We start from the raw sequence: 18,196 nt of genomic DNA, 5'->3' as shown, positions 1-18,196 counted from the left end.
AAATCGTACAACAAAGTCAGAATTTTTTGTAGATAGTGTGGAATAGAATTTTCACCTTTTTCAACATAAGCTATAACTATACACAATAATAGTGAGGTGAAGTTCTGAATGAACAAGAGAACCCACTTAATTAAACCGCTGCTCGGTATGGATTATGGCGTCATTTCTCATGGAAAAGGTATTTATTTATACGATGAAGAGGGGAACTCATTTCTTGATGGTTGTTCAGGTGCTGTAACAGCGAATATCGGTCATGGGGTATCAGAAATTACGGAAGCCATGGTCAATCAGGCGAATCAAGTTTCTTTTGTTTATCGTTCTCAATTCACCAGTTCATCTGCTGAAGAACTTGCAGAGCGCTTAGCTCAGTCAGCTCCTGGAGATCTCGACTGGGTGTTTTTTGTAAATAGCGGGTCTGAAGCGATGGAAACCGCTTTGAAAATAGCGATTCAATACTGGCAGGAACTGGGGAGGCCAACGAAGAACAAAGTCATATCAAGATGGATGAGTTATCACGGAATTACAATGGGAGCGCTCTCCATGTCTGGACATGTGATTAGAAGAAGCCGCTTCACTGCTATGCTTGAACAATATCCAACTCTTTCTCCACCGTACTGTTACCGGTGTACGTTTAAAGACCATTGTCCTAACTGTTCAAAACAATACGCGCTAGAGTTTGAGAGGGAAGTTCAGCGACTTGGAGCGGATACGATTGCAGCTTTTGTTTGTGAACCGATCGTTGGAGCTGCAGGTGGCGCTGTTGTCCCCCCGGAAACCTATTTCAAGGAAATGAAAGCGGTTTGTAATCGCTACGATATTTTGTTTATTGCAGATGAAGTCATGACGGGGATAGGAAGAACGGGCAAAATGTACGCGATGGAGCATTGGGGCGTTGTACCAGACATTCTCGCATTAGGGAAAGGGATGAGCGCTGGGTACACACCTATGGCCGCTACGCTTGTAAGTGATCGCATCATACAAACAATTGAACGGGGGTCCAAAATCGTTCTAAGTGGGCATACGTTTAGTGCAAATCCACTCTCAGCTTCCATCTGTCTAGCTGTTTTTAATTATATTAAAAAACATAATGTTGTTGAGAATGCTGAAAAGAGTGGTGCAATTCTATTAAGGGGATTAGAAAACCTAAAGTCTATTTATCCTATTATCGGTGATGTGAGGGGTCGAGGTCTGTTAACTGCGATCGAATTTGTTCAAGATCCGTTAACAAAGGAACCCTTCCCTCTTCAGAATGAAGTAACCAATCGATTTATCCGAAAATGCTATGAAGAAGGATTGCTTGTTTACACAGCAGCTGGTGGTTTAAATGGTGTGGCAGGCGATGCTGTGATTGTAGCACCTCCACTAATTATTCAAGAGCATGAGGTGCAAATTCTTCTCGATAAATTGAATAAGGGGCTTACAGAACTTGTTTCTGAACTTGCGACTGAAGGACTATATGAAACAAGATCAATTAGCTGATGAGGGGGAGTCCATTAGTGAGAAGTAAAAAAAGTAGACTTTCAAATCTAGACATCCTATATGATGGTATGACAATTATGTGTGGTGGATTTGGTGGGGTTGGTTCACCTCCTACCACTATTGATTGGATTATTGATTCTGGCGTTACGAATTTAACATTAATTTGTAATGATGCCGGTTTTCCGTGGATTGGGCCAGGCAAGCTAGTCACGGAGAAAAGAATTTCTAAGCTCATTGCTTCTCATATCGGATCTAATCCTGAAGCTGGTAAGCAAATGCATAATGGTGAACTAGAAGTACAGTTCTTTCCACAAGGAACGCTTGCAGAGAAAATACGTGCAGGAGGAATGGGGCTAGGTGGGATCCTGGTAGATGTTGGTCTTGGGACGTCTGTGGAAGAAGGAAAGGAGAAGGTGGTTGTTAATGGTAAGGAATATATGATCGAGCCTGCTCTAACCGCTGATCTTTCTATCATAGCTTGTAAACAGGCTGATCCATATGGCAATTTAATCTATGATCAAAGCGCACGGAATACAAATCCTCTTGTCGCAGCTGCAGGAGACATTACGATTGCAGAAACAGTTGAGCTAGTTGAAGCGGGGGCATTGAACCCTGAGGAAATTATTACTCAGGGTGTTTTCGTTGATTATGTAATTGAAAGCAAGGGGGTGGACTGGAAGTGGGTATGGGAGCTGAAACGAGAAGGCTGATCGCAAAGCGCGCAGCGCAGGAAGTAACATATGGCATGATGGTTAATCTTGGAATAGGAATTCCAACCCTTGTAGCGGATTTTATTCCTCCAGCACTTGATGTGATGCTTCATACCGAGAACGGCATACTTGGAATGGGAGGAAGTCCAGCTCCTGGCAAAGAGGATGGAAACCTTTCTAATGCTGGAGGTTATCCTGTAACCATTAACACTGGTGCATCATTTTTTGATAGTGCAGAAGCGTTCGGCATGGTGAGGAGAGGGCACCTTGATCTGACAATATTAGGGGCACTTGAGGTAAATGGTCGAGGTGACATTGCGAACTGGATAGTTCCAGGTAAGCGTGTTCCTGGTATGGGGGGAGCGATTGATCTCGCTCAGAAAGCGAAGAAAGTAATCGTTCTTATGAGCCATACAACGAAAGAAGGAATTCCCAAAATTCTCAAGGAATGTTCTTTACCGTTAACGGTCAAAGAAGGAGCCCATATGATTATTACTGAAAGGGCAGTAATGAGAATCAAAAATGGTGAATTGTTTCTTATTGAAGTTATGCCTGGTTTCTCAATTGAAGACGTGATCGATTCGACCGAAGCTAAGCTTAATATAGAACTTGTAGGGAGGGGCACTTCGTGAAGGATAAGATTAGTAGTTGGATGAACGAGAACAGGGACTACGGAATCGAATTACTTCAACGTCTTGTTCGATGTGATAGTGTTCAAGGCAATGAATCGACTGTACAAAATATTGTTGAAAAAGAGCTTCTACATCTAGAATTAACTGTTGATCGCTTTATTCCTTCAGAAGATACAATAAACCATCCGGCTTTTTGTGCGAATAGAACCGACTTTACGGAAAGTCCAAATATCGTAGGTGTGCTTAAAGGGAGTGGGGGCGGCCGCTCTTTAATCCTGAATGGACATGTTGATGTTGTTCCCCCTGGAAACCGAGAAGATTGGAATGAAGACCCTTATAGTGGTCAAGTGAAAGATGGACGTGTTTATGGACGAGGCGCTACCGATATGAAAGGTGGTAACACGTCGATGCTTCTGGCATTAAAATGTCTAAAAGAGCTCGGGATTACGCTTAAAGGAGACCTTATTTTTGAGAGTGTTGTAGAGGAAGAAAGCGGAGGGACTGGGACGCTCGCTACTATTCAAAGAGGCTACCGTGCAGACGCTGCGCTTATTCCAGAGCCAACGAAAATGAAGGTGTTTCCAAAGCAACAGGGATCGATGTGGTTTAGAGTAACAATTACAGGTCGCGCTGCACATGGTGGAACGAGATACGAAGGCATCTCAGCTCTTGAAAAAAGTGTCGCAATCATACAAGCGATTCAGAACCTAGAGAAGTTAAGAAATAAACGTATCAAGGATCCTTTGTATAGCAACATCCCAATTCCTGTTCCGATTAATATTGGCAAAATATCTGGTGGTGACTGGCCTTCTTCCGTTCCAGATCTTGTAACCATCGAGGGGAGAATGGGTGTCATACCAGGGGAATCCATGGACGATGCGAAAGAGGAAATGACTCATGCTCTAAAAGATATTAATGATTCTTGGCTAAAAGATCATCCCGTATCACTCGAATGGTTTGGTGCAAGATGGCTTCCGGGGGAAGTTGCAGAAGATCATCCACTAGTTGGTATTATTGGTGAGCACTATAGTCGAATGACAGGAGAAGAGTTAACAATTGAGGCATCACCATGGGGGACAGATGGAGGTCTTCTTAATGAAGTAGGTAAGACGCCTTCAATTGTGTTTGGACCAGGAGAAACCTCGGTTGCTCATTTCGCAAATGAATATATTGCAATCGATCAAATGATGCTAGCAGCAGAATTGTTTGTCCATATTATCATAGATTGGTGTCATCAAAAGAGCGGATAAACCGTTCTTTTTTTATTCCCCTCCTTTCAAAAGACTCTTTTAGTAGACATTGTTGACATAGCTGGTTAATTTCCGCTCCAGTCGCTTTCCGNCCGCGGGGCGGGCGGTAAGCCTCCTCGTCGCTAACGCTCCTGCGGGGTCTCACCTGTCCCGCTAGTCCCGCAGGAGTCGAGCATCCTTCCGCTCCAATCCTAAGTTTGTTTTTAGAAAATGTTTCAACAGCAATAATCTTTTAGAAAAGTTATGTTAGCTCTTATTGTTGATTTCTCGATTTTTGGCTCATTCGAGTGAAACCTCATTTTCACTCGCCTTTCAGCTCTGCTGAAAGGTCGCCCTGTGGTGACCAAATCGTCTGAGCAAATAAATTTGCTCGAAGCGATTGGTCACCACAGGGCGTAAATGAGCCAAAAATCAACACTGTCCATTAACATAGCCTTTTAAAAAATTGTTATTCTAAAGGTTTTTCTATAGAGAACCCCATTTCACATTGGAGCGCAAATCAACTACTACTCTTATAACAAAAGCAACAATGTTTACGAAAACAGCGTTTCATTATGAAGGATTTCAATTAGAAAAGGAGAAGCAATTTGTATAACAGGAAAACGAAGGAGGGCCATTAAGTGAGTCAAGAGCGAAGTAAGGCTGTTTCAAGCGTTTATAAAGGGGGCGATTATTCCTTTTCCTGTACGCATGATCGATTCAATGAACGTATACGAATTGATGAATATACAGGTAATATTAAAGCGATGATCAGTCATATCCACTCCTTATTTACAGAAGAGTATACAAAATGCATTATCATAGCAAAAGAAGGAGATGTAACCAGGCTTCTATCTTTTGGTCTATCTTACGAAGGAATAATTCGACATTATTTCTGTGGAGTCGATGCGCACGTGATGACAAAGTACCGAGACAACTGGCGAAGAAACAGTCAGACCTGGAAGGATGAAGATCTTATCCTAGAAGGTGTATTAACGAAAACATGTTCCGAATTAAACGGAAAACCGCTTATGCGACCTGGTCGTGAAAGTGACGCAGTTGCTTTAGCAGAATTGTATAATGAAGTGTTTGCTGTTTATCCGACGCCAATGGATGAACCTGCTTACATTCGTAAAGTAATGAATGAGGATACTATTTTTCACGTGTTAGAAAAGAATGGGCGCATCATTAGTGCTGCTTCAGCAGAGATGAATCGAAAGTATAACAATGCAGAAATAACGGACTGTGCAACACTTCCTAATTATCGTAAAGGAGGTACGATGCGCCACTTAATCACCGAACTTGAGAAGAGATTACTTAACGAGGAAATTTATTATGCCTACTCGATCGCAAGAAGCCTTTCATTTGGAATGAATGCAGTGTTTCATCATCTTAACTATGACTATGGTGGGCGGCTTATAAATAATGTAAGGATTTATCAAGACTGGGAAAACATGAACCTTTGGAGTAAGTCGCTGACGTGTGGTGCCGAATAATAGGCACCTAGTGATGAAAATTCGGCAAAAAGGAGCTAACTATGAACGAAAACATTTCAATCACGGATGGAATGTTTAAGGCTATTCTAGAAAGTATCGATGAAGGCATCCATGTTGTAGACAACAAAGGCATAACGATCTATTACAATGAAATTGCAGCAAGACACGATGGGTTACAAGTCGAAGAAGTTCTTGGAAAGCATTATTTAGAAGCGTTTCCATCTCTGTCAAAGGAGACAAGCACATTATCCCATGTAATGGCGACCAGGAAAGCAATTTTCAATAAAGATCAAACATACCAGAACGTTAAGGGGCATTTTATTTCTACAGTTAATACAACACTTCCTATTGTAGTGAATGGTGAGCTTGAAGGTGCTGTTGAAATAGCGAGAGACATCTCCCGAATCAAAACACTTTCTGACAAAGTGATGGAGTTACAAGCGAAGATTAATAAAAAATCCATCAGAGAATTTGATAACGGAACAACATATACATTTGATGACATTTTAACGAACGATGAGACGTTTTTGAGTGTGAAAGCAAGGGCTAGAAAAGCAGCAGAACTCCATTCACCTGTTCTTGTTTATGGAGAGACCGGCACAGGTAAAGAGCTGATTGTACAATCTATTCATAATGCTTCGAACAGATCAGGACCATTTATTGCACAGAACTGTGCAGCCTTACCAGCAACTATCCTTGAGTCAATATTATTTGGAACAACGAAAGGTAGTTTCACGGGCGCAGAAGAGCGTGAAGGGTTATTTGAGCTGGCTGATGGTGGAACGCTTTTTCTAGATGAAGTAAATTCGATGCCAATTGATGTACAGGCAAAGCTTCTTCGTGTTCTTGAGGATGGAGTAATTAGAAGAGTCGGTGCTGTTAAAACAAGAAAAGTGGATGTTAGAATTATCGCTGCAATTAATGAAGAACCAGAAGTAGCACTTCAAGCAAAAAGATTACGTGTTGATTTATTCTATCGATTAAATGTCATTTACTTGAGGATCCCACCTCTTCGTGCCCGAAGACAGGATATCCCACAGTTAATTGATCACTTTATTGATAAATACAACCGCAAGTTCCATAAGAAGGTTAAGATGATTCGTGATGATGCAGCTGACTACTTATATGAACGTAATTGGCAAGGGAATGTAAGGGAGCTCGAACATGTGATACAGTCGGCAATGAATTTTGCAGATGGCGAAATGTTAAGTATGAAAGATTTCCCTATGCTACAGCCTCAAACAAACGAAGTGGTAATGAACAAGTCAATAGAACCACTGAGAGAAACACTGAAGAAAACTGAAAGAAGAATCATTGAACGAGCGATGATCGCCAGTGAGGGAAATGTGAAAAAAGCCGCCAAGCAACTTTGTATTCCAAGACAAACGTTACAATATAAATTAGCTAAGTTACCAAAACGAAGCAGTGCCGAATAGTGGGCACTGCTTCGTTTTTTATTAACGGCTATCGGATCCTTTTTTTTGAAGATTTTGATCACATTGGAGTAACCACGACTCTTATAGCCGCAATGTCCTAGAAAACATCCAAAAGAATTAATGGAGCTGGCATTAAACTTGCATAGTATGTAAGTAGATTATTTGAAGGGGGAATGCTTCATGCTTATGCAACTTTATAAGCCAGCTCGACATTGGAAGGACATTGAGATTTGGAAGGATGTAACGGAAGAACAGTGGAATGATTGGATTTGGCAATTAACAAATACAATTCGTACCCTTGATGATCTTAAAAAAGTAGTGGATTTAACTCCTGATGAAGAAGCGGGTGTTAAGATTGCTACCAAAACGATTCCCTTAAACATCACACCTTACTATGCTTCTCTCATGAATCCCGATGATCCACGTTGTCCAATTCGTATGCAATCTGTACCAATATCGCAGGAAATGCACAAAACAAAATATGACCTTGAAGACCCATTACATGAAGATGAAGATTCTCCTGTACCGGGACTAACACACCGGTATCCAGATCGTGTTCTTTTCCTTGTCACAAATCAATGCTCTATGTACTGTCGTTACTGTACAAGGAGGCGTTTCTCGGGCCAGATAGGAATGGGTGTACCGAAAAAGCAGCTAGATGATGCGATTAACTATATTGCGAATACACCTGATGTAAGAGATGTTCTTATTTCTGGAGGAGACGGCTTATTAATTAACGATAAAATACTTGAATACGTACTCAAAAATCTGCGTGCAATCCCACATGTTGAAATCATCCGAATTGGAACAAGGGCGCCCGTCGTATTTCCCCAACGGATCACTGAAGATTTGTGTAATATTCTAAAGAAGTATCACCCTGTCTGGTTAAATACGCATTTCAATACAAGTATAGAGATTACGGAAGAATCAAAGAAAGCTTGTGAAATGCTTGCTGATGCAGGTGTTCCAGTTGGTAATCAAGCGGTTATTCTTGCAGGTATCAATGATAGCGTGACGATTATGAAGAAGCTAATGCATGACCTCGTTAAAATAAGAGTAAGACCTTATTATATTTATCAGTGTGATTTATCAGAAGGAATCGGGCATTTCAGAGCACCAGTTTCAAAAGGATTGGAGATAATTGAGGGACTTAGAGGTCATACGTCAGGGTATGCCGTTCCGACTTTTGTTGTAGATGCACCTGGTGGTGGCGGCAAGATAGCTCTGCAGCCTAATTACATGATCTCCCAGAGCGCAGATAAAGTTATTTTACGAAACTTTGAAGGTGTGATCACTTCATATCCTGAACCAGAGAATTATACTCCAGGTACAGCTGATACCTATTTTAACGATGTTTATAAAATAGAGAAAAAACCAGCCATTGGAATTCACTCTTTAATGAAAGATGAGCGGTTTAATCTTGTACCTGAGGGTCTTCAACGATTAAATCGTAGATCACAATATGAGAAAGATGCCGAACATAGTTCTCTAAAAGACAGAAGAGATAAACGAGATCAAATGAAAGAAAAGAAATTTAATGCTGAACAGAGCAAATACAAGGAAGGAGAAAAAGGGGAGGTAAGTGAATGAAGTGCAAATGGTGTGATCAAGAAGGGGCGTTCGAAACGCTTGATAAAGGATACTGGGAGCTACCAGATGGAACGAGAGCTGTAGAGATTAATGAGTTACCATCAATTCAATGTGTTTATTGTGGAATGTGCTACCAAACGGATGAATTGGTAGGTGATGTAGAGGAGCAGCTTATGCTTATCGACACATCAAAGCTTTCTGCAACGTTTACGTATAAAGAATTAATGAATCAGGAACGACTTCTTAAGAAAAACTACTTTGATATTGATCGATACCCACTTTAGAGCTCTCTAAGTACCGTGATAGAGGCAAAAATGACCAACGGAAAAAATTATATCGGAATATTCTGAAAAATATTGATATTTTGACGATTCCCTCGTATAATATAAAAAAGAGCTTCAAGAGGGGGGAGAGCTAACATGAACAATCATCACAAGTCTTATAAAGATAATATGAAACAACGTGCAATGAAAAAGAAACAAGAACAAGAAACGTTTGAATTGGAATTGTACGCCCAGTTGATCCTTGATGAAGCCGTGTTTACTTTCCAAGAAGAACGTCATCAGCAAACTATTGATCAGGCTCTCGACCAAAGAGATGAGAAAGCATTTAAGGAAGCATCAGAACAGTATGTCGCGTTCCTACGCTCATACAAACAAGAGCTTCATTTTGACTGAATAGAATAAGACCTAATTGACACAAACTAATAGAGAAGTAATGATAAAGGAGTGTCACAATGGGTCGACAGAAAAAGGGCAATCCGAATGCCCAGCGCAATAACAATGCCAAACAAATGAAAGACAAACAGAATTTCCCATCATATGCAGAGGTAGAAGCTGAAAAACTTAAGAACCCAGAGAAATAGAAAAGAAGAAGCCTTCATACGAAGGCTTCTTCTTTTCTATGAATGGCAATGTTTTCTCTGACCAATAAGCGTTCATTCCTCGTTTATGTTACCATTACAAAAGATATTGGATGAACGAAAGGAAGAAAAAACAATGAGCCGATTAATTCTTATTGATGGTTTCAATTTATTGAGCAGAGGTTATTTTGCAACAGCATATGGAAAGACAGAGGAAGAATTAACGAAAACGGAAGAAGGCCTCTTTACAAATGCTCTACGAGTGAAACTTCAAAAAATAATCTCACTTGTTAAAGAGTACGAGCCGAGCCATATGGTTGTGACTTGGGATGTCAAAAGGAATGAAACGAAGCGGAAAGAAATTTACGAAGAGTATAAAGGGACAAGGCAGGATTTGCCATCAGCTCTAATTCAACAGTATGAAACGGCAGTCAATTTGTTTCACGCAACCGGAATACCCCAAATGTCCGTAGAAGGCTTTGAAGCGGATGATGTGATGGGAACCCTCTCGCACAGATGGACAAATGAGGGTAATGGTGATTGTTTCATCTATAGTAATGATCGCGATCTACTTCAATTGTTGAATCCTTCCGTTTCACAAATCATTGCGATTCGAAAAGAAGGGGATAGGGTATATACCGAAGAAGATTTTAAATTAGAATATGGTATAACTCCTGATCAGTGGATTGATGTAAAAGCATTACTAGGTGATAAGAGTGATAATATTCCAGGTGTAGCAGGAGTCGGTGATAAAGCGGCGTTACCTCTTATTCAACAATATGGATCTGTTAGAGGCGTGTATGAGAACATCGAAACACTCGATAGCAGATTTAATCGTTATCATAAAAAATTAATTGCAGGGGAAGAGTTGGCGAAATTGAGTCATCAGCTCGTTACAATTGAACGTGCAATTCCTCATCTCGAAAATCATTCATTTGAAGATAGTAAGCTTGATCTTGATTACGACAAGTTAAAGAACGAACTTGATTTATTGGGGCTGAGGATTCGAATGTGAAACAATTCTTTTTTGAAAGGCTGCAATAGCTCGGGAATTTTAGCTCCAGGATTCTCGCTTTCCGCAGGGCGGGACGCTTGAGTATCCTGAAGCGGAAATGAACCCACGCTTATAGCAACAATGTATACGAAAATAGCCTTTAGTAAAAGCCTTACGATCAGATTGTTGTTATAAATGAGGTTTGCTATTCAAAAACAGCGCCTTTGTAGAAAGGCGCTGTCGCTTTTTTAAGCAGTATTTAGCTGTATGGCTTTTCGTGCTAGCTCATCTGCATTTTTATTTTTGGAACTTGGAATCCATTTAATAAAACATAAGTCAAATTGGTCAACTAACGCAAGCGACCTAGTTAAATAAGGCTGATATACTTTGTTTTTTACATAGCGGTTATCGACTGCACTACTTACGAGTTGAGAGTCTGTACGAATGGATAGTGTTCTAAAGTTATGTTCGTTACAAAGTGTAAGTGCATGAATAAGCGCTTCAAATTCAGCTTCATGGTTTGTTAACATTCCAAGGGGCATGGATGAGCGGATGAGATTGCCTTCAGCTTTAATAAACACACCGGCTCCAGAAGGTCCAGGATTACCTGCGCTTGCTCCGTCTACATATACTTCAATCACGTGTATTCCTCCCTGGCGGCTAGTCGTGATTCATTTTATCATAATCATGTTCTACTAGAGAAGACATACATTTAAGGTAAAAGGAGAAACCTGTAAAGAAGGGATTGTGCTTAGGAGTGAAAAGTATGAAAAAGAAAGAAGTTATGATGGAGTTAGGGTTAATTCTTGATACATATTGTCAAGATTGCTTATTAAAGCGTGTCAATCAGCACGACTATGGTAAATGTCATGCTCAACGCTTTTGTATAACAGAATGCACGGTAGGAGACGAATTGAAGCAGTTAGGGAAACATCTAACGTAGGGAGTGGAGAAGGCATGATTGTCATAGTGAAATGGAAGTATAAAACGCCACGTGGTATACAGTCATGGATGACTTCTGATGAAATGGGGTCAAACGAAGCTATGCTTCTTGCACGTGATATTGCAAAAACGGGACGATCCATAGATCTTTACTTTCTTGATGATCGTGGAACAAAATGGTCGCTCAAGGAGCTCGAAACATTTACAACCAAAAAGCAAGAACGTCCAGCTTCTATTGAAGTCATATTTGATGGAAGTTTTGATAAAGAGACGAAACAATCTGGGTGCGGTGCTGTTATTTATTTTTATGAAGGTAGAAAAAGAAAGCGAATTCGAGTTAATAGAGCAATGGATTATCTTGAGAACAATAATGAAGCAGAATATGCGGCGTTATGGGTTGGACTACAAGAAGTGAAAACGATTGATGTAGAAGATACTGAAATTACCATTAAAGGTGATTCACAAGTTGTAATTAATCAGCTATCAGGACAGTGGGCAGTATACGAGCCGCTTTTGAATAGGTGGATGGACCGTATCGAGGAAGCCTTACGGGATCTAAGACTTCAGCCAGTGTATAAACATATTGCGAGGGATGAGAACAAAGAGGCTCATCGTTTAGCGGTACAGGCAATGAAGGGGACTGAAATAAGCAGTTCAATTGAATTGGATAACGAATAAAAGAAGCAGCAGGAGCTGCTTCTTTTATTCGTTTGCTTCTCTTAGTTGAGTCTCGCATTTCTCAATGAGTTCACTTGAGAATTCATAAAACTGTTCGTTTGTTCCTGTTTTGTGTGAAAGTGCTTGCTGAAATTGCTCTTTTGCCTGATTGATTGCATCTTGTGCTGCTTTTAACTGATTACCATTCATGCTTTTTGTCGCTTGCCCAACAAGGTGCTGAGCAGACTTAATTGACATTTCAATCTGTTGAAGATCAGAATATGGTTCTGACATACGATCCCACCTTTACAAATCATTCAGGAATAGTATGACCTAACGTTGTTATCATTAAACGAATGAAACAAAAAAAGAAGCAGATGAATTCATCTGCTTCTTTAGCTCATTTATATATTAGAGTTTGTTTACGTTAGCAGCTTGAGGTCCGCGATTTCCTTCAACGATTTCGAAAGAAACGTCTTGGCCTTCTTCAAGTGTTTTGAAACCTTCGTCATTGATTGCTGAGAAGTGTACGAATACGTCTTCAGCACCTTCGATTTCGATGAAACCGAATCCTTTTTCTGCATTAAACCATTTTACTTTACCGTTTTGCATGTTTGTTCCTCCTAAAAGCTTAGCACAATTCTTGTGCACTTAAAATTTCAACCATTCAAAAGATATTGTTACTGATGAACTTAACTGTACATATATCCACACAAATAAGATCAACAATTAAATATCCTATGTGATAAATGGTTAATTTAACTATACCGAATCATAACGTAATTGTCAAGGATGTGCTCAATTTTGTAGATAATCCTTAACGAACGGAATAAACTTGGGTAAGATGGAAAATGGAATACATATCTGAGTGCATGGAGGGGTTTTATGAAATCAGAATTAAAAATTAAAAGTGATATAGAAATTGCTCAATCAACAGAGATGAAACGAATTAAAGATATTGCGCAAAATCTAGGTCTATACGAGGATGAGTGGGAGCCATTTGGACACTATAAAGCAAAAATCTCATTAAATACAATGAAGCGTTTAAATGATAATCCATCAGGCAAAGTCATACTTGTAACTGCTATTAATCCCACTCCTGCAGGTGAAGGAAAAAGTACCGTAACTGTAGGGTTGGCTCAAGCTCTAAACCGAATCGGCAAAAAAGCGATTGTGGCAATGAGAGAACCTTCCCTTGGTCCGAGTATGGGCATTAAGGGTGGCGCAGCAGGTGGCGGGTACTCACAAGTCATGCCGATGGAAGATATTAATTTGCATTTTACTGGTGATCTTCATGCAATTACTTCTGCCCATAATGCTTTATCCGCTTTAATCGATAACCATATCCATCAAGGAAATGAAGTTGGTTTTGATACACGCAGAATCACATGGAAGCGGGTAGTCGATTTAAATGATCGAGCTTTACGTCAAGTGATAGTGGGACTAGGAGGACCGACTCAAGGTGTGCCTCGAGAAGATGGATTTGATATTACGGTAGCTTCTGAAATTATGGCTATCCTTTGTCTGGCTTCTGATTTAACTGATTTAAAAAGAAGGATTTCATCAATTGTTATTGGCTATAATTCAGTGAAAGAACCGATTACGGTTTCAGATATTGGTGTGCAGGGTGCAATAACATTACTTCTAAAAGATGCTTTAAACCCTAACCTTGTTCAGACACTTGAGAATACGCCAGCCCTTATTCATGGTGGCCCATTCGCCAACATTGCACATGGCTGTAACAGCGTTGCTGCTACTAAAATGGCTCAAAAGCTCTCTGATTATGTTGTGACTGAAGCTGGGTTTGGAGCAGATCTTGGCGCAGAGAAATTTTTTGATATCAAAACAAGAGCTGGGGATATTGATCCTGCTGCAACTGTTATTGTAGCAACGATACGAGCGCTTAAAATGCATGGTGGTGTTCCGAAAGATCAGTTGAAAGATGAGAATGTTTCTGCACTTGAGAAAGGACTAGCGAATCTTGAGCACCACGTTGCATCAATCCAAAAATATGGTGTGCCATTCGTTGTCGCAATCAATCGATTCGTTACTGACTCTGATCTTGAAGTTAATAAGCTTCTTAATTGGTGCGAAGAGAATAATATACCTGTTGCATTAACAGACGTGTGGGCAAAAGGAGGAAAAGGTGGGATAGACCTTGCAAAAACCCTTCTTGATGAGATCAAGACGAAAGAAAATACCTTTAAGCCTATCTATGAGCTTGACATGCCGATTGAAGAAAAAATTCAAACGATTGCAACTGAAATATATGGTGCAGATGACGTGGAATTCTCTCCAAAAGCATTAAAGCAATTAAAGGAATTTGATTTGAACGGTTGGAGTCATCTTCCGGTTTGTATGGCAAAAACGCAATATTCCTTATCCGATGATCCTGCTTTACTTGGTAGGCCGTCAGGATTTACGATTACAATAAGAGAATTTAGACCTTCAATTGGAGCAGGCTTTATCGTGGCTCTCACAGGAAATGTGATGACCATGCCTGGATTACCAAAAAAACCAGCAGCCCTCAATATGGATGTTTCTGAAGATGGAACAGCAATCGGGCTTTTCTAGAAAGAGGAAGTAGACATGTCAGACACAGCGTTACCCAAAAAACTAATCCGTGCATCAAGAACAACAAAATCAAGCTTTGTCTTACCGTCAGATACTAATACTCACGGTACATTATTTGGTGGAAAGCTCATGGCTTACATTGACGACATTGCTGCGATTACAGCATCAAAGCACGCACGATCAGCTGTTGTTACTGCTTCCGCTGATTCCATTGATTTTCTCAGTCCAATTAGAGAAGGTGAAGTAGTAAGTCTTGAATCGTATGTTAGCTGGACACACAATACGTCAATGGAAGTCTTCGTGAAAATAGTTGCAGAAAATGTGTTAACAGGCAAAAAGAAAGTTTGTGCAACATCCTTTCTAACCTTTGTCGCATTGAATGAAGACGGCAAGCCTTCTAAAGTACCTGAAGCAATTCCAGAAACAAAAGAAGAGAAATACGTTCACGACGGCGGTTATGAGCGAATGATTGCAAGAAAAGCAAGGAGAAAGAACTCTGAGAAGATGGCGAGCGAGTTTGGCTCTTTTTCTTAGGCTCTTTTGGTAGGCATTGTTGCTGAAAGAGTGGATTCATTTCCGCTCCAGGATGCTCGCTTTCCGCGGGGCGGGCGGTGAGCCTCCTCGTCGCTAACGCTCCTGCGGGGTCTCACCTGTCCCGCTAGTCCCGCAGGAGTCGAGCATCCTTCCGCTCCAATTAGCTAAGTATGGTTTCTTATTCAATAATTATTTCAAAAGCAACAATCTTTTAGAAAAGAGCCTTTTATTAAGAACCGAGCATATTAGAGCGGGAATTAACCACTTTTAAAGCAATAATTCCTAGGAAAGCATCCAATACAACAGAAAAAGATCTGCTAACAGCAGATCTTAAGTATCAAATCCTAATATAAAGTCATTTTGGCAATCCTGAACTTGCTGTTGTGCTCGTGATAACGCATCACGCTGTTCAGGATTCGCACTATGAATCATTTTATCAAGCTCTACAGACATACGTTCAAGCAGCTGTTGAGTTTCGGTGTACCCTTTATCTGACACAGCTGGTTGCTGCTTTGTTGCAAGCTGTAGCTGTTCATCAGCAAATTCTACAAGTTCATGTGCATGTTTTAACATTTCTTCGACTTTACGGTAAGTAGACATCGTTCACGACTCCTTTTCGATTTGTGTCGATGTTAGTATTTACAACATAAAAACTTTTATGATAAATGATAAAAAACAAGCGGATGAAGTGATATACTAAGACGAGTAAAAAGAAAGGCGTGAATTAAGTTGGCAAGTGAATTACTAGCAGGAGAGATTACACAATTACGTGTAGCGCGTATGCAGGAATACGGCTACTTTTTAACGAATGGTTATGAAGATGTTATGCTTCACAAAAAAGAAGCTAAAAATAAATATGAAGAAAATGATGAGGTAGAAGTATTTTTGTATCATGATCATCAGGGCAGACTTTCTGCAACAGAAACAATGCCAACCGTTACACTCGACTCTTTTTCCATTCTTAAAGTGGTAGAGGTCAAGCGCAGTCTTGGTGTCTTCGTAGATATTGGCATCCAAAAGGACATGCTTCTTTCAAAAGACGATCTTCCTTACGATTGGGCCTTGTGGCCAGCAATTGGTGATGAGTTGTATTGTGGATTAAAGCTTGATAAAAAGCAGCGTCTTTTTGCTGATTTAAGTAAATTTGAAGAAATTCAAGAGCTATCCATTGTGGCACCAGCCGAATCAAAAAATACAGAAGTAGAAGGACTTGTCTTCAGATTTTTAGAAGATGGTGTGTCGATTCTAACAAGTGAAGGTTATCTTGCTTATCTTCATAAAGATGAGATGAAAGAGCAGGTAAGACTTGGACAGCGACTGACAATGAGAATAACTTTTGTTCGAGAAGATGGTCGAGTGAATGTATCGACACGACCGCTTGTCAAAGAAGCAAGAATTGAGGACTCTGACCGCCTTCTAACGTATATGAAGGAAAGAGATAATCAAATGCCTTTTACAGATAAGAGTGATCCTGAAGCAATTAAAAAGGAATTTAATATTAGTAAAGCAGCATTTAAGCGAGCAATGGGTAAGTTGTTAAAGGAAAAGCAAGTGGAACAGAAAGACGGCATGACCTTCATTAAATCATAATATGACTGTTATCTTTTTCTTCGTGTTATCGGAGCCACCATGTAGATACTATAGGTAAGCTCCTAGAAAGGGGGCAAGTCATTGGACATTACTGACTATGACAAAGCTCTTTATTACACCCACCACTGCGCTTGTATCGATTTAAGTGTATTGATGATGAAGACTCAAGATGACATTCTTTCCAAGCGAATTGAGACCTTCGTTTACGCGTTTATTCGTGAAACGGAATTCCTTAAAGTTAAAGAAGCCAGAGATCAGCTTCTTTCGTATATCGATTACGTGTATCGAATGGAGCCAGAAACTGGTGAAGTTGCTGCGATTAATCAGACTTTAGACTGACCTTTTTTCCTCGGGTTAGTCTTTTTCGTACAATAAAAAGGTTAAGATTTGTCGAAAAGGGTATAATCGTAGTAAAAAATAAGGAGCAGGTGAGGAATATGAATCAACATAAGCTGCACAGTGTTTTAGAGAGTATGCGGTTACCGAATGGCGCATATGTAGCAAGTACTTCAGATGACTACGATTACGTTTGGATTAGAGATGTATGTTATGCAGTAATGCCATATTTGAACTCAAAATGTACAAGATACGAAAAAGCCTATCATGCGCTACTTTCATTACTTAGAAAATATGAGTGGAAGTTAGATATTCATACAGAACAAAAGCCACAATATCTTCATGAATACATTCACGCAAGATACACGAGAAATCTTGAAGAAATACCGGTTGAGTGGGGTCATGCGCAAAATGATGCAATTGGGATTATGCTATACGGTATAGGACAGGGGATTCTTAACGGGAAACCAATTCTAAGAGATAAAGTCGATCTTAGAATCGTTCAAAAGCTTGTTAATTATTTAGAATGTCTTGAGTACTGGGAAAGTCCTGATAACGGGATGTGGGAAGAGAATGTTGAAGTTCATGCATCAAGTGTTGGAGCATGTGTCGCCGGACTAAAGGCAGTTAAAACACTTGTAGATGTTCCAGAATATATGATTGAAAATGGAGCAAACACTTTGAATAAACTTCTTCCTTGTGAAAGTGAGACGAAAGAAACCGATTTATCGCTATTATCCTTAATTTATCCTTTAAATGTCGTTACAAGACAACAAGCAATCCAAATTCTAGATCGTGTGACAGGACGTCTTGAGCGTAAAAGAGGCATTATCCGATATGAAGATGATCAGTATTACAATGAAGGTAGCGAAGCTGAATGGTGTTTCGGGTTTCCGTGGTTAGGCTTATGTTACGAACAAATAGGAGAACTTGATAAGATGAATGAATACTGGTCTAAGACAATGAGCATTACACCTGAGACTGGGAAAATTCCTGAATTGTATATTGGAGGAACGGATATTCCTAACAAGAACACGCCCCTTGCCTGGTCGATCTCAATGGCTTACCAACTTCAGGTAAGAATGAATGAAATGCAAGAAAATGTATCTTAAGAGTAATTTTGAGGTCTGCGCTT

General features: G+C 40.0%; 22 protein-coding genes. 18 read left to right on the top strand and 4 right to left on the bottom strand.

Annotated features, from left to right (window positions below; genetic code table 11):
• Window positions 1-108: 108 nt before the first annotated feature.
• The 11 genes from AB986_RS04485 (at window position 109) to AB986_RS04440 (ending at window position 10,449) form a co-directional block, all read left to right on the top strand.
• Complete coding sequence (locus AB986_RS04485; RefSeq protein WP_048309666.1) at window positions 109-1,479, top strand: aspartate aminotransferase family protein; 1,371 nt, start codon at window positions 109-111, stop codon at window positions 1,477-1,479.
• Window positions 1,480-1,496: 17 nt separating this feature from the next.
• On the top strand, window positions 1,497-2,189 hold the full coding sequence (locus AB986_RS04480; RefSeq protein WP_269082688.1) for a CoA transferase subunit A: 693 nt from the start codon (window positions 1,497-1,499) through the stop codon (window positions 2,187-2,189).
• Window positions 2,159-2,821 (top strand): 3-oxoacid CoA-transferase subunit B, encoded by a 663-nt coding sequence (locus AB986_RS04475; protein ID WP_084006396.1) that lies wholly within the window; start codon window positions 2,159-2,161, stop codon window positions 2,819-2,821. The genes AB986_RS04480 and AB986_RS04475 overlap by 31 nt, the downstream gene beginning before the upstream one ends.
• Window positions 2,818-4,071 (top strand): peptidase, encoded by a 1,254-nt coding sequence (locus AB986_RS04470; protein WP_084006395.1) that lies wholly within the window; start codon window positions 2,818-2,820, stop codon window positions 4,069-4,071. The genes AB986_RS04475 and AB986_RS04470 overlap by 4 nt, the downstream gene beginning before the upstream one ends.
• A 620-nt stretch (window positions 4,072-4,691) precedes the next feature.
• A complete protein-coding gene (gene ablB, locus AB986_RS04465) occupies window positions 4,692-5,546 on the top strand; it encodes a putative beta-lysine N-acetyltransferase (RefSeq protein ID WP_084006393.1) in 855 nt (284 codons plus the stop codon).
• Window positions 5,547-5,587: 41 nt separating this feature from the next.
• On the top strand, window positions 5,588-6,982 hold the full coding sequence (locus AB986_RS04460) for a sigma-54 interaction domain-containing protein (protein WP_048309663.1): 1,395 nt from the start codon (window positions 5,588-5,590) through the stop codon (window positions 6,980-6,982).
• Between the two features lie 180 nt (window positions 6,983-7,162).
• Window positions 7,163-8,572, top strand: coding sequence for a lysine 2,3-aminomutase (kamA, locus tag AB986_RS04455; RefSeq protein ID WP_048309662.1), 1,410 nt, complete (start codon window positions 7,163-7,165; stop codon window positions 8,570-8,572).
• The gene (locus AB986_RS04450) at window positions 8,569-8,856 is read left to right on the top strand and encodes a YokU family protein (RefSeq protein ID WP_048309661.1); all 288 of its coding nucleotides are present in this window, start codon (window positions 8,569-8,571) and stop codon (window positions 8,854-8,856) included. The genes kamA and AB986_RS04450 overlap by 4 nt, the downstream gene beginning before the upstream one ends.
• A gap of 135 nt (window positions 8,857-8,991) precedes the next feature.
• Window positions 8,992-9,249, top strand: coding sequence for an IDEAL domain-containing protein (locus AB986_RS04445; RefSeq protein ID WP_048309660.1), 258 nt, complete (start codon window positions 8,992-8,994; stop codon window positions 9,247-9,249).
• 59 nt (window positions 9,250-9,308) lie between these two features.
• Window positions 9,309-9,437: a hypothetical protein gene (locus AB986_RS22830; RefSeq protein WP_269082687.1), complete on the top strand. Its 129-nt coding sequence runs from the start codon at window positions 9,309-9,311 to the stop codon at window positions 9,435-9,437.
• Between the two features lie 133 nt (window positions 9,438-9,570).
• Entirely contained in the window at window positions 9,571-10,449 is an 879-nt protein-coding gene (locus AB986_RS04440; protein WP_048309659.1) for a 5'-3' exonuclease, read from the top strand.
• 227 nt (window positions 10,450-10,676) lie between these two features.
• Here the strand turns inward: AB986_RS04440 and AB986_RS04435 are convergent, their stop codons facing one another.
• Window positions 10,677-11,069, bottom strand: coding sequence for a reverse transcriptase-like protein (locus AB986_RS04435; protein ID WP_048309658.1), 393 nt, complete (start codon window positions 11,067-11,069; stop codon window positions 10,677-10,679).
• A 125-nt stretch (window positions 11,070-11,194) separates the two neighbouring features.
• Here AB986_RS04435 and AB986_RS21450 point away from each other — a divergent pair, with 125 nt between their 5' ends.
• Together AB986_RS21450 and AB986_RS04430 are read left to right on the top strand one after the other, a co-directional pair.
• Entirely contained in the window at window positions 11,195-11,371 is a 177-nt protein-coding gene (locus tag AB986_RS21450; RefSeq protein WP_084006392.1) for a zinc-finger domain-containing protein, read from the top strand.
• Between the two features lie 14 nt (window positions 11,372-11,385).
• Window positions 11,386-12,048, top strand: coding sequence for a reverse transcriptase-like protein (locus AB986_RS04430; RefSeq protein WP_048309657.1), 663 nt, complete (start codon window positions 11,386-11,388; stop codon window positions 12,046-12,048).
• A 24-nt stretch (window positions 12,049-12,072) separates the two neighbouring features.
• Here the strand turns inward: AB986_RS04430 and AB986_RS04425 are convergent, their stop codons facing one another.
• Both AB986_RS04425 and cspD read right to left on the bottom strand, forming a co-directional pair.
• Window positions 12,073-12,321, bottom strand: a complete 249-nt coding sequence (locus AB986_RS04425) for a DUF2564 family protein (RefSeq protein ID WP_048309656.1) — start codon at window positions 12,319-12,321, stop codon at window positions 12,073-12,075.
• A gap of 117 nt (window positions 12,322-12,438) precedes the next feature.
• The gene (gene cspD, locus AB986_RS04420) at window positions 12,439-12,639 is read right to left on the bottom strand and encodes a cold-shock protein CspD (protein WP_048309655.1); all 201 of its coding nucleotides are present in this window, start codon (window positions 12,637-12,639) and stop codon (window positions 12,439-12,441) included.
• Window positions 12,640-12,912: 273 nt separating this feature from the next.
• On the opposite strand from cspD, the gene AB986_RS04415 reads away from it, so the two are divergent.
• Both AB986_RS04415 and AB986_RS04410 read left to right on the top strand, forming a co-directional pair.
• Window positions 12,913-14,601, top strand: a complete 1,689-nt coding sequence (locus tag AB986_RS04415) for a formate--tetrahydrofolate ligase (protein ID WP_048309654.1) — start codon at window positions 12,913-12,915, stop codon at window positions 14,599-14,601.
• Window positions 14,602-14,616: 15 nt separating this feature from the next.
• Window positions 14,617-15,135 (top strand): acyl-CoA thioesterase, encoded by a 519-nt coding sequence (locus AB986_RS04410; protein ID WP_048309653.1) that lies wholly within the window; start codon window positions 14,617-14,619, stop codon window positions 15,133-15,135.
• 330 nt (window positions 15,136-15,465) lie between these two features.
• Here AB986_RS04410 and AB986_RS04405 read toward each other — a convergent pair whose 3' ends face one another.
• Window positions 15,466-15,735, bottom strand: a complete 270-nt coding sequence (locus AB986_RS04405; RefSeq protein ID WP_053216036.1) for a DUF2524 family protein — start codon at window positions 15,733-15,735, stop codon at window positions 15,466-15,468.
• 129 nt (window positions 15,736-15,864) lie between these two features.
• Here AB986_RS04405 and AB986_RS04400 point away from each other — a divergent pair, with 129 nt between their 5' ends.
• The 3 genes from AB986_RS04400 (at window position 15,865) to AB986_RS04390 (ending at window position 18,173) form a co-directional block, all read left to right on the top strand.
• Complete coding sequence (locus AB986_RS04400; protein ID WP_053216035.1) at window positions 15,865-16,725, top strand: CvfB family protein; 861 nt, start codon at window positions 15,865-15,867, stop codon at window positions 16,723-16,725.
• Window positions 16,726-16,806: 81 nt separating this feature from the next.
• On the top strand, window positions 16,807-17,064 hold the full coding sequence (locus AB986_RS04395; RefSeq protein WP_048309652.1) for a YhdB family protein: 258 nt from the start codon (window positions 16,807-16,809) through the stop codon (window positions 17,062-17,064).
• 98 nt (window positions 17,065-17,162) lie between these two features.
• Complete coding sequence (locus AB986_RS04390; protein WP_048309651.1) at window positions 17,163-18,173, top strand: glycoside hydrolase family 15 protein; 1,011 nt, start codon at window positions 17,163-17,165, stop codon at window positions 18,171-18,173.
• Window positions 18,174-18,196 lie beyond the last annotated feature (23 nt).

Origin of the sequence: Guptibacillus hwajinpoensis (genome assembly GCF_001039475.1) — a bacterium.
Lineage (GTDB): Bacteria > Bacillota > Bacilli > Bacillales > Guptibacillaceae > Guptibacillus > Guptibacillus hwajinpoensis.
The sequence above is the reverse complement of the archived record's forward strand: the minus strand, read 5'-3'. Positions and strand labels throughout refer to the sequence as shown.

Coding starts and splice junctions, on each gene's coding strand:
- AB986_RS04410 (WP_048309653.1), top strand. CDS start 14,617: ATGTCAGACACAGCGTTACCCAAAAAACTAATCCGTGCATCAAGAACA.
- kamA (WP_048309662.1), top strand. CDS start 7,163: ATGCTTATGCAACTTTATAAGCCAGCTCGACATTGGAAGGACATTGAG.
- AB986_RS04430 (WP_048309657.1), top strand. CDS start 11,386: ATGATTGTCATAGTGAAATGGAAGTATAAAACGCCACGTGGTATACAG.
- AB986_RS04445 (WP_048309660.1), top strand. CDS start 8,992: ATGAACAATCATCACAAGTCTTATAAAGATAATATGAAACAACGTGCA.
- AB986_RS04425 (WP_048309656.1), bottom strand. CDS start 12,321: ATGTCAGAACCATATTCTGATCTTCAACAGATTGAAATGTCAATTAAG.
- AB986_RS04450 (WP_048309661.1), top strand. CDS start 8,569: ATGAAGTGCAAATGGTGTGATCAAGAAGGGGCGTTCGAAACGCTTGAT.
- AB986_RS04390 (WP_048309651.1), top strand. CDS start 17,163: ATGAATCAACATAAGCTGCACAGTGTTTTAGAGAGTATGCGGTTACCG.
- AB986_RS22830 (WP_269082687.1), top strand. CDS start 9,309: ATGGGTCGACAGAAAAAGGGCAATCCGAATGCCCAGCGCAATAACAAT.
- AB986_RS04440 (WP_048309659.1), top strand. CDS start 9,571: ATGAGCCGATTAATTCTTATTGATGGTTTCAATTTATTGAGCAGAGGT.
- AB986_RS04405 (WP_053216036.1), bottom strand. CDS start 15,735: ATGTCTACTTACCGTAAAGTCGAAGAAATGTTAAAACATGCACATGAA.
- AB986_RS04460 (WP_048309663.1), top strand. CDS start 5,588: ATGAACGAAAACATTTCAATCACGGATGGAATGTTTAAGGCTATTCTA.
- AB986_RS21450 (WP_084006392.1), top strand. CDS start 11,195: ATGAAAAAGAAAGAAGTTATGATGGAGTTAGGGTTAATTCTTGATACA.
- AB986_RS04415 (WP_048309654.1), top strand. CDS start 12,913: ATGAAATCAGAATTAAAAATTAAAAGTGATATAGAAATTGCTCAATCA.
- cspD (WP_048309655.1), bottom strand. CDS start 12,639: ATGCAAAACGGTAAAGTAAAATGGTTTAATGCAGAAAAAGGATTCGGT.
- AB986_RS04485 (WP_048309666.1), top strand. CDS start 109: ATGAACAAGAGAACCCACTTAATTAAACCGCTGCTCGGTATGGATTAT.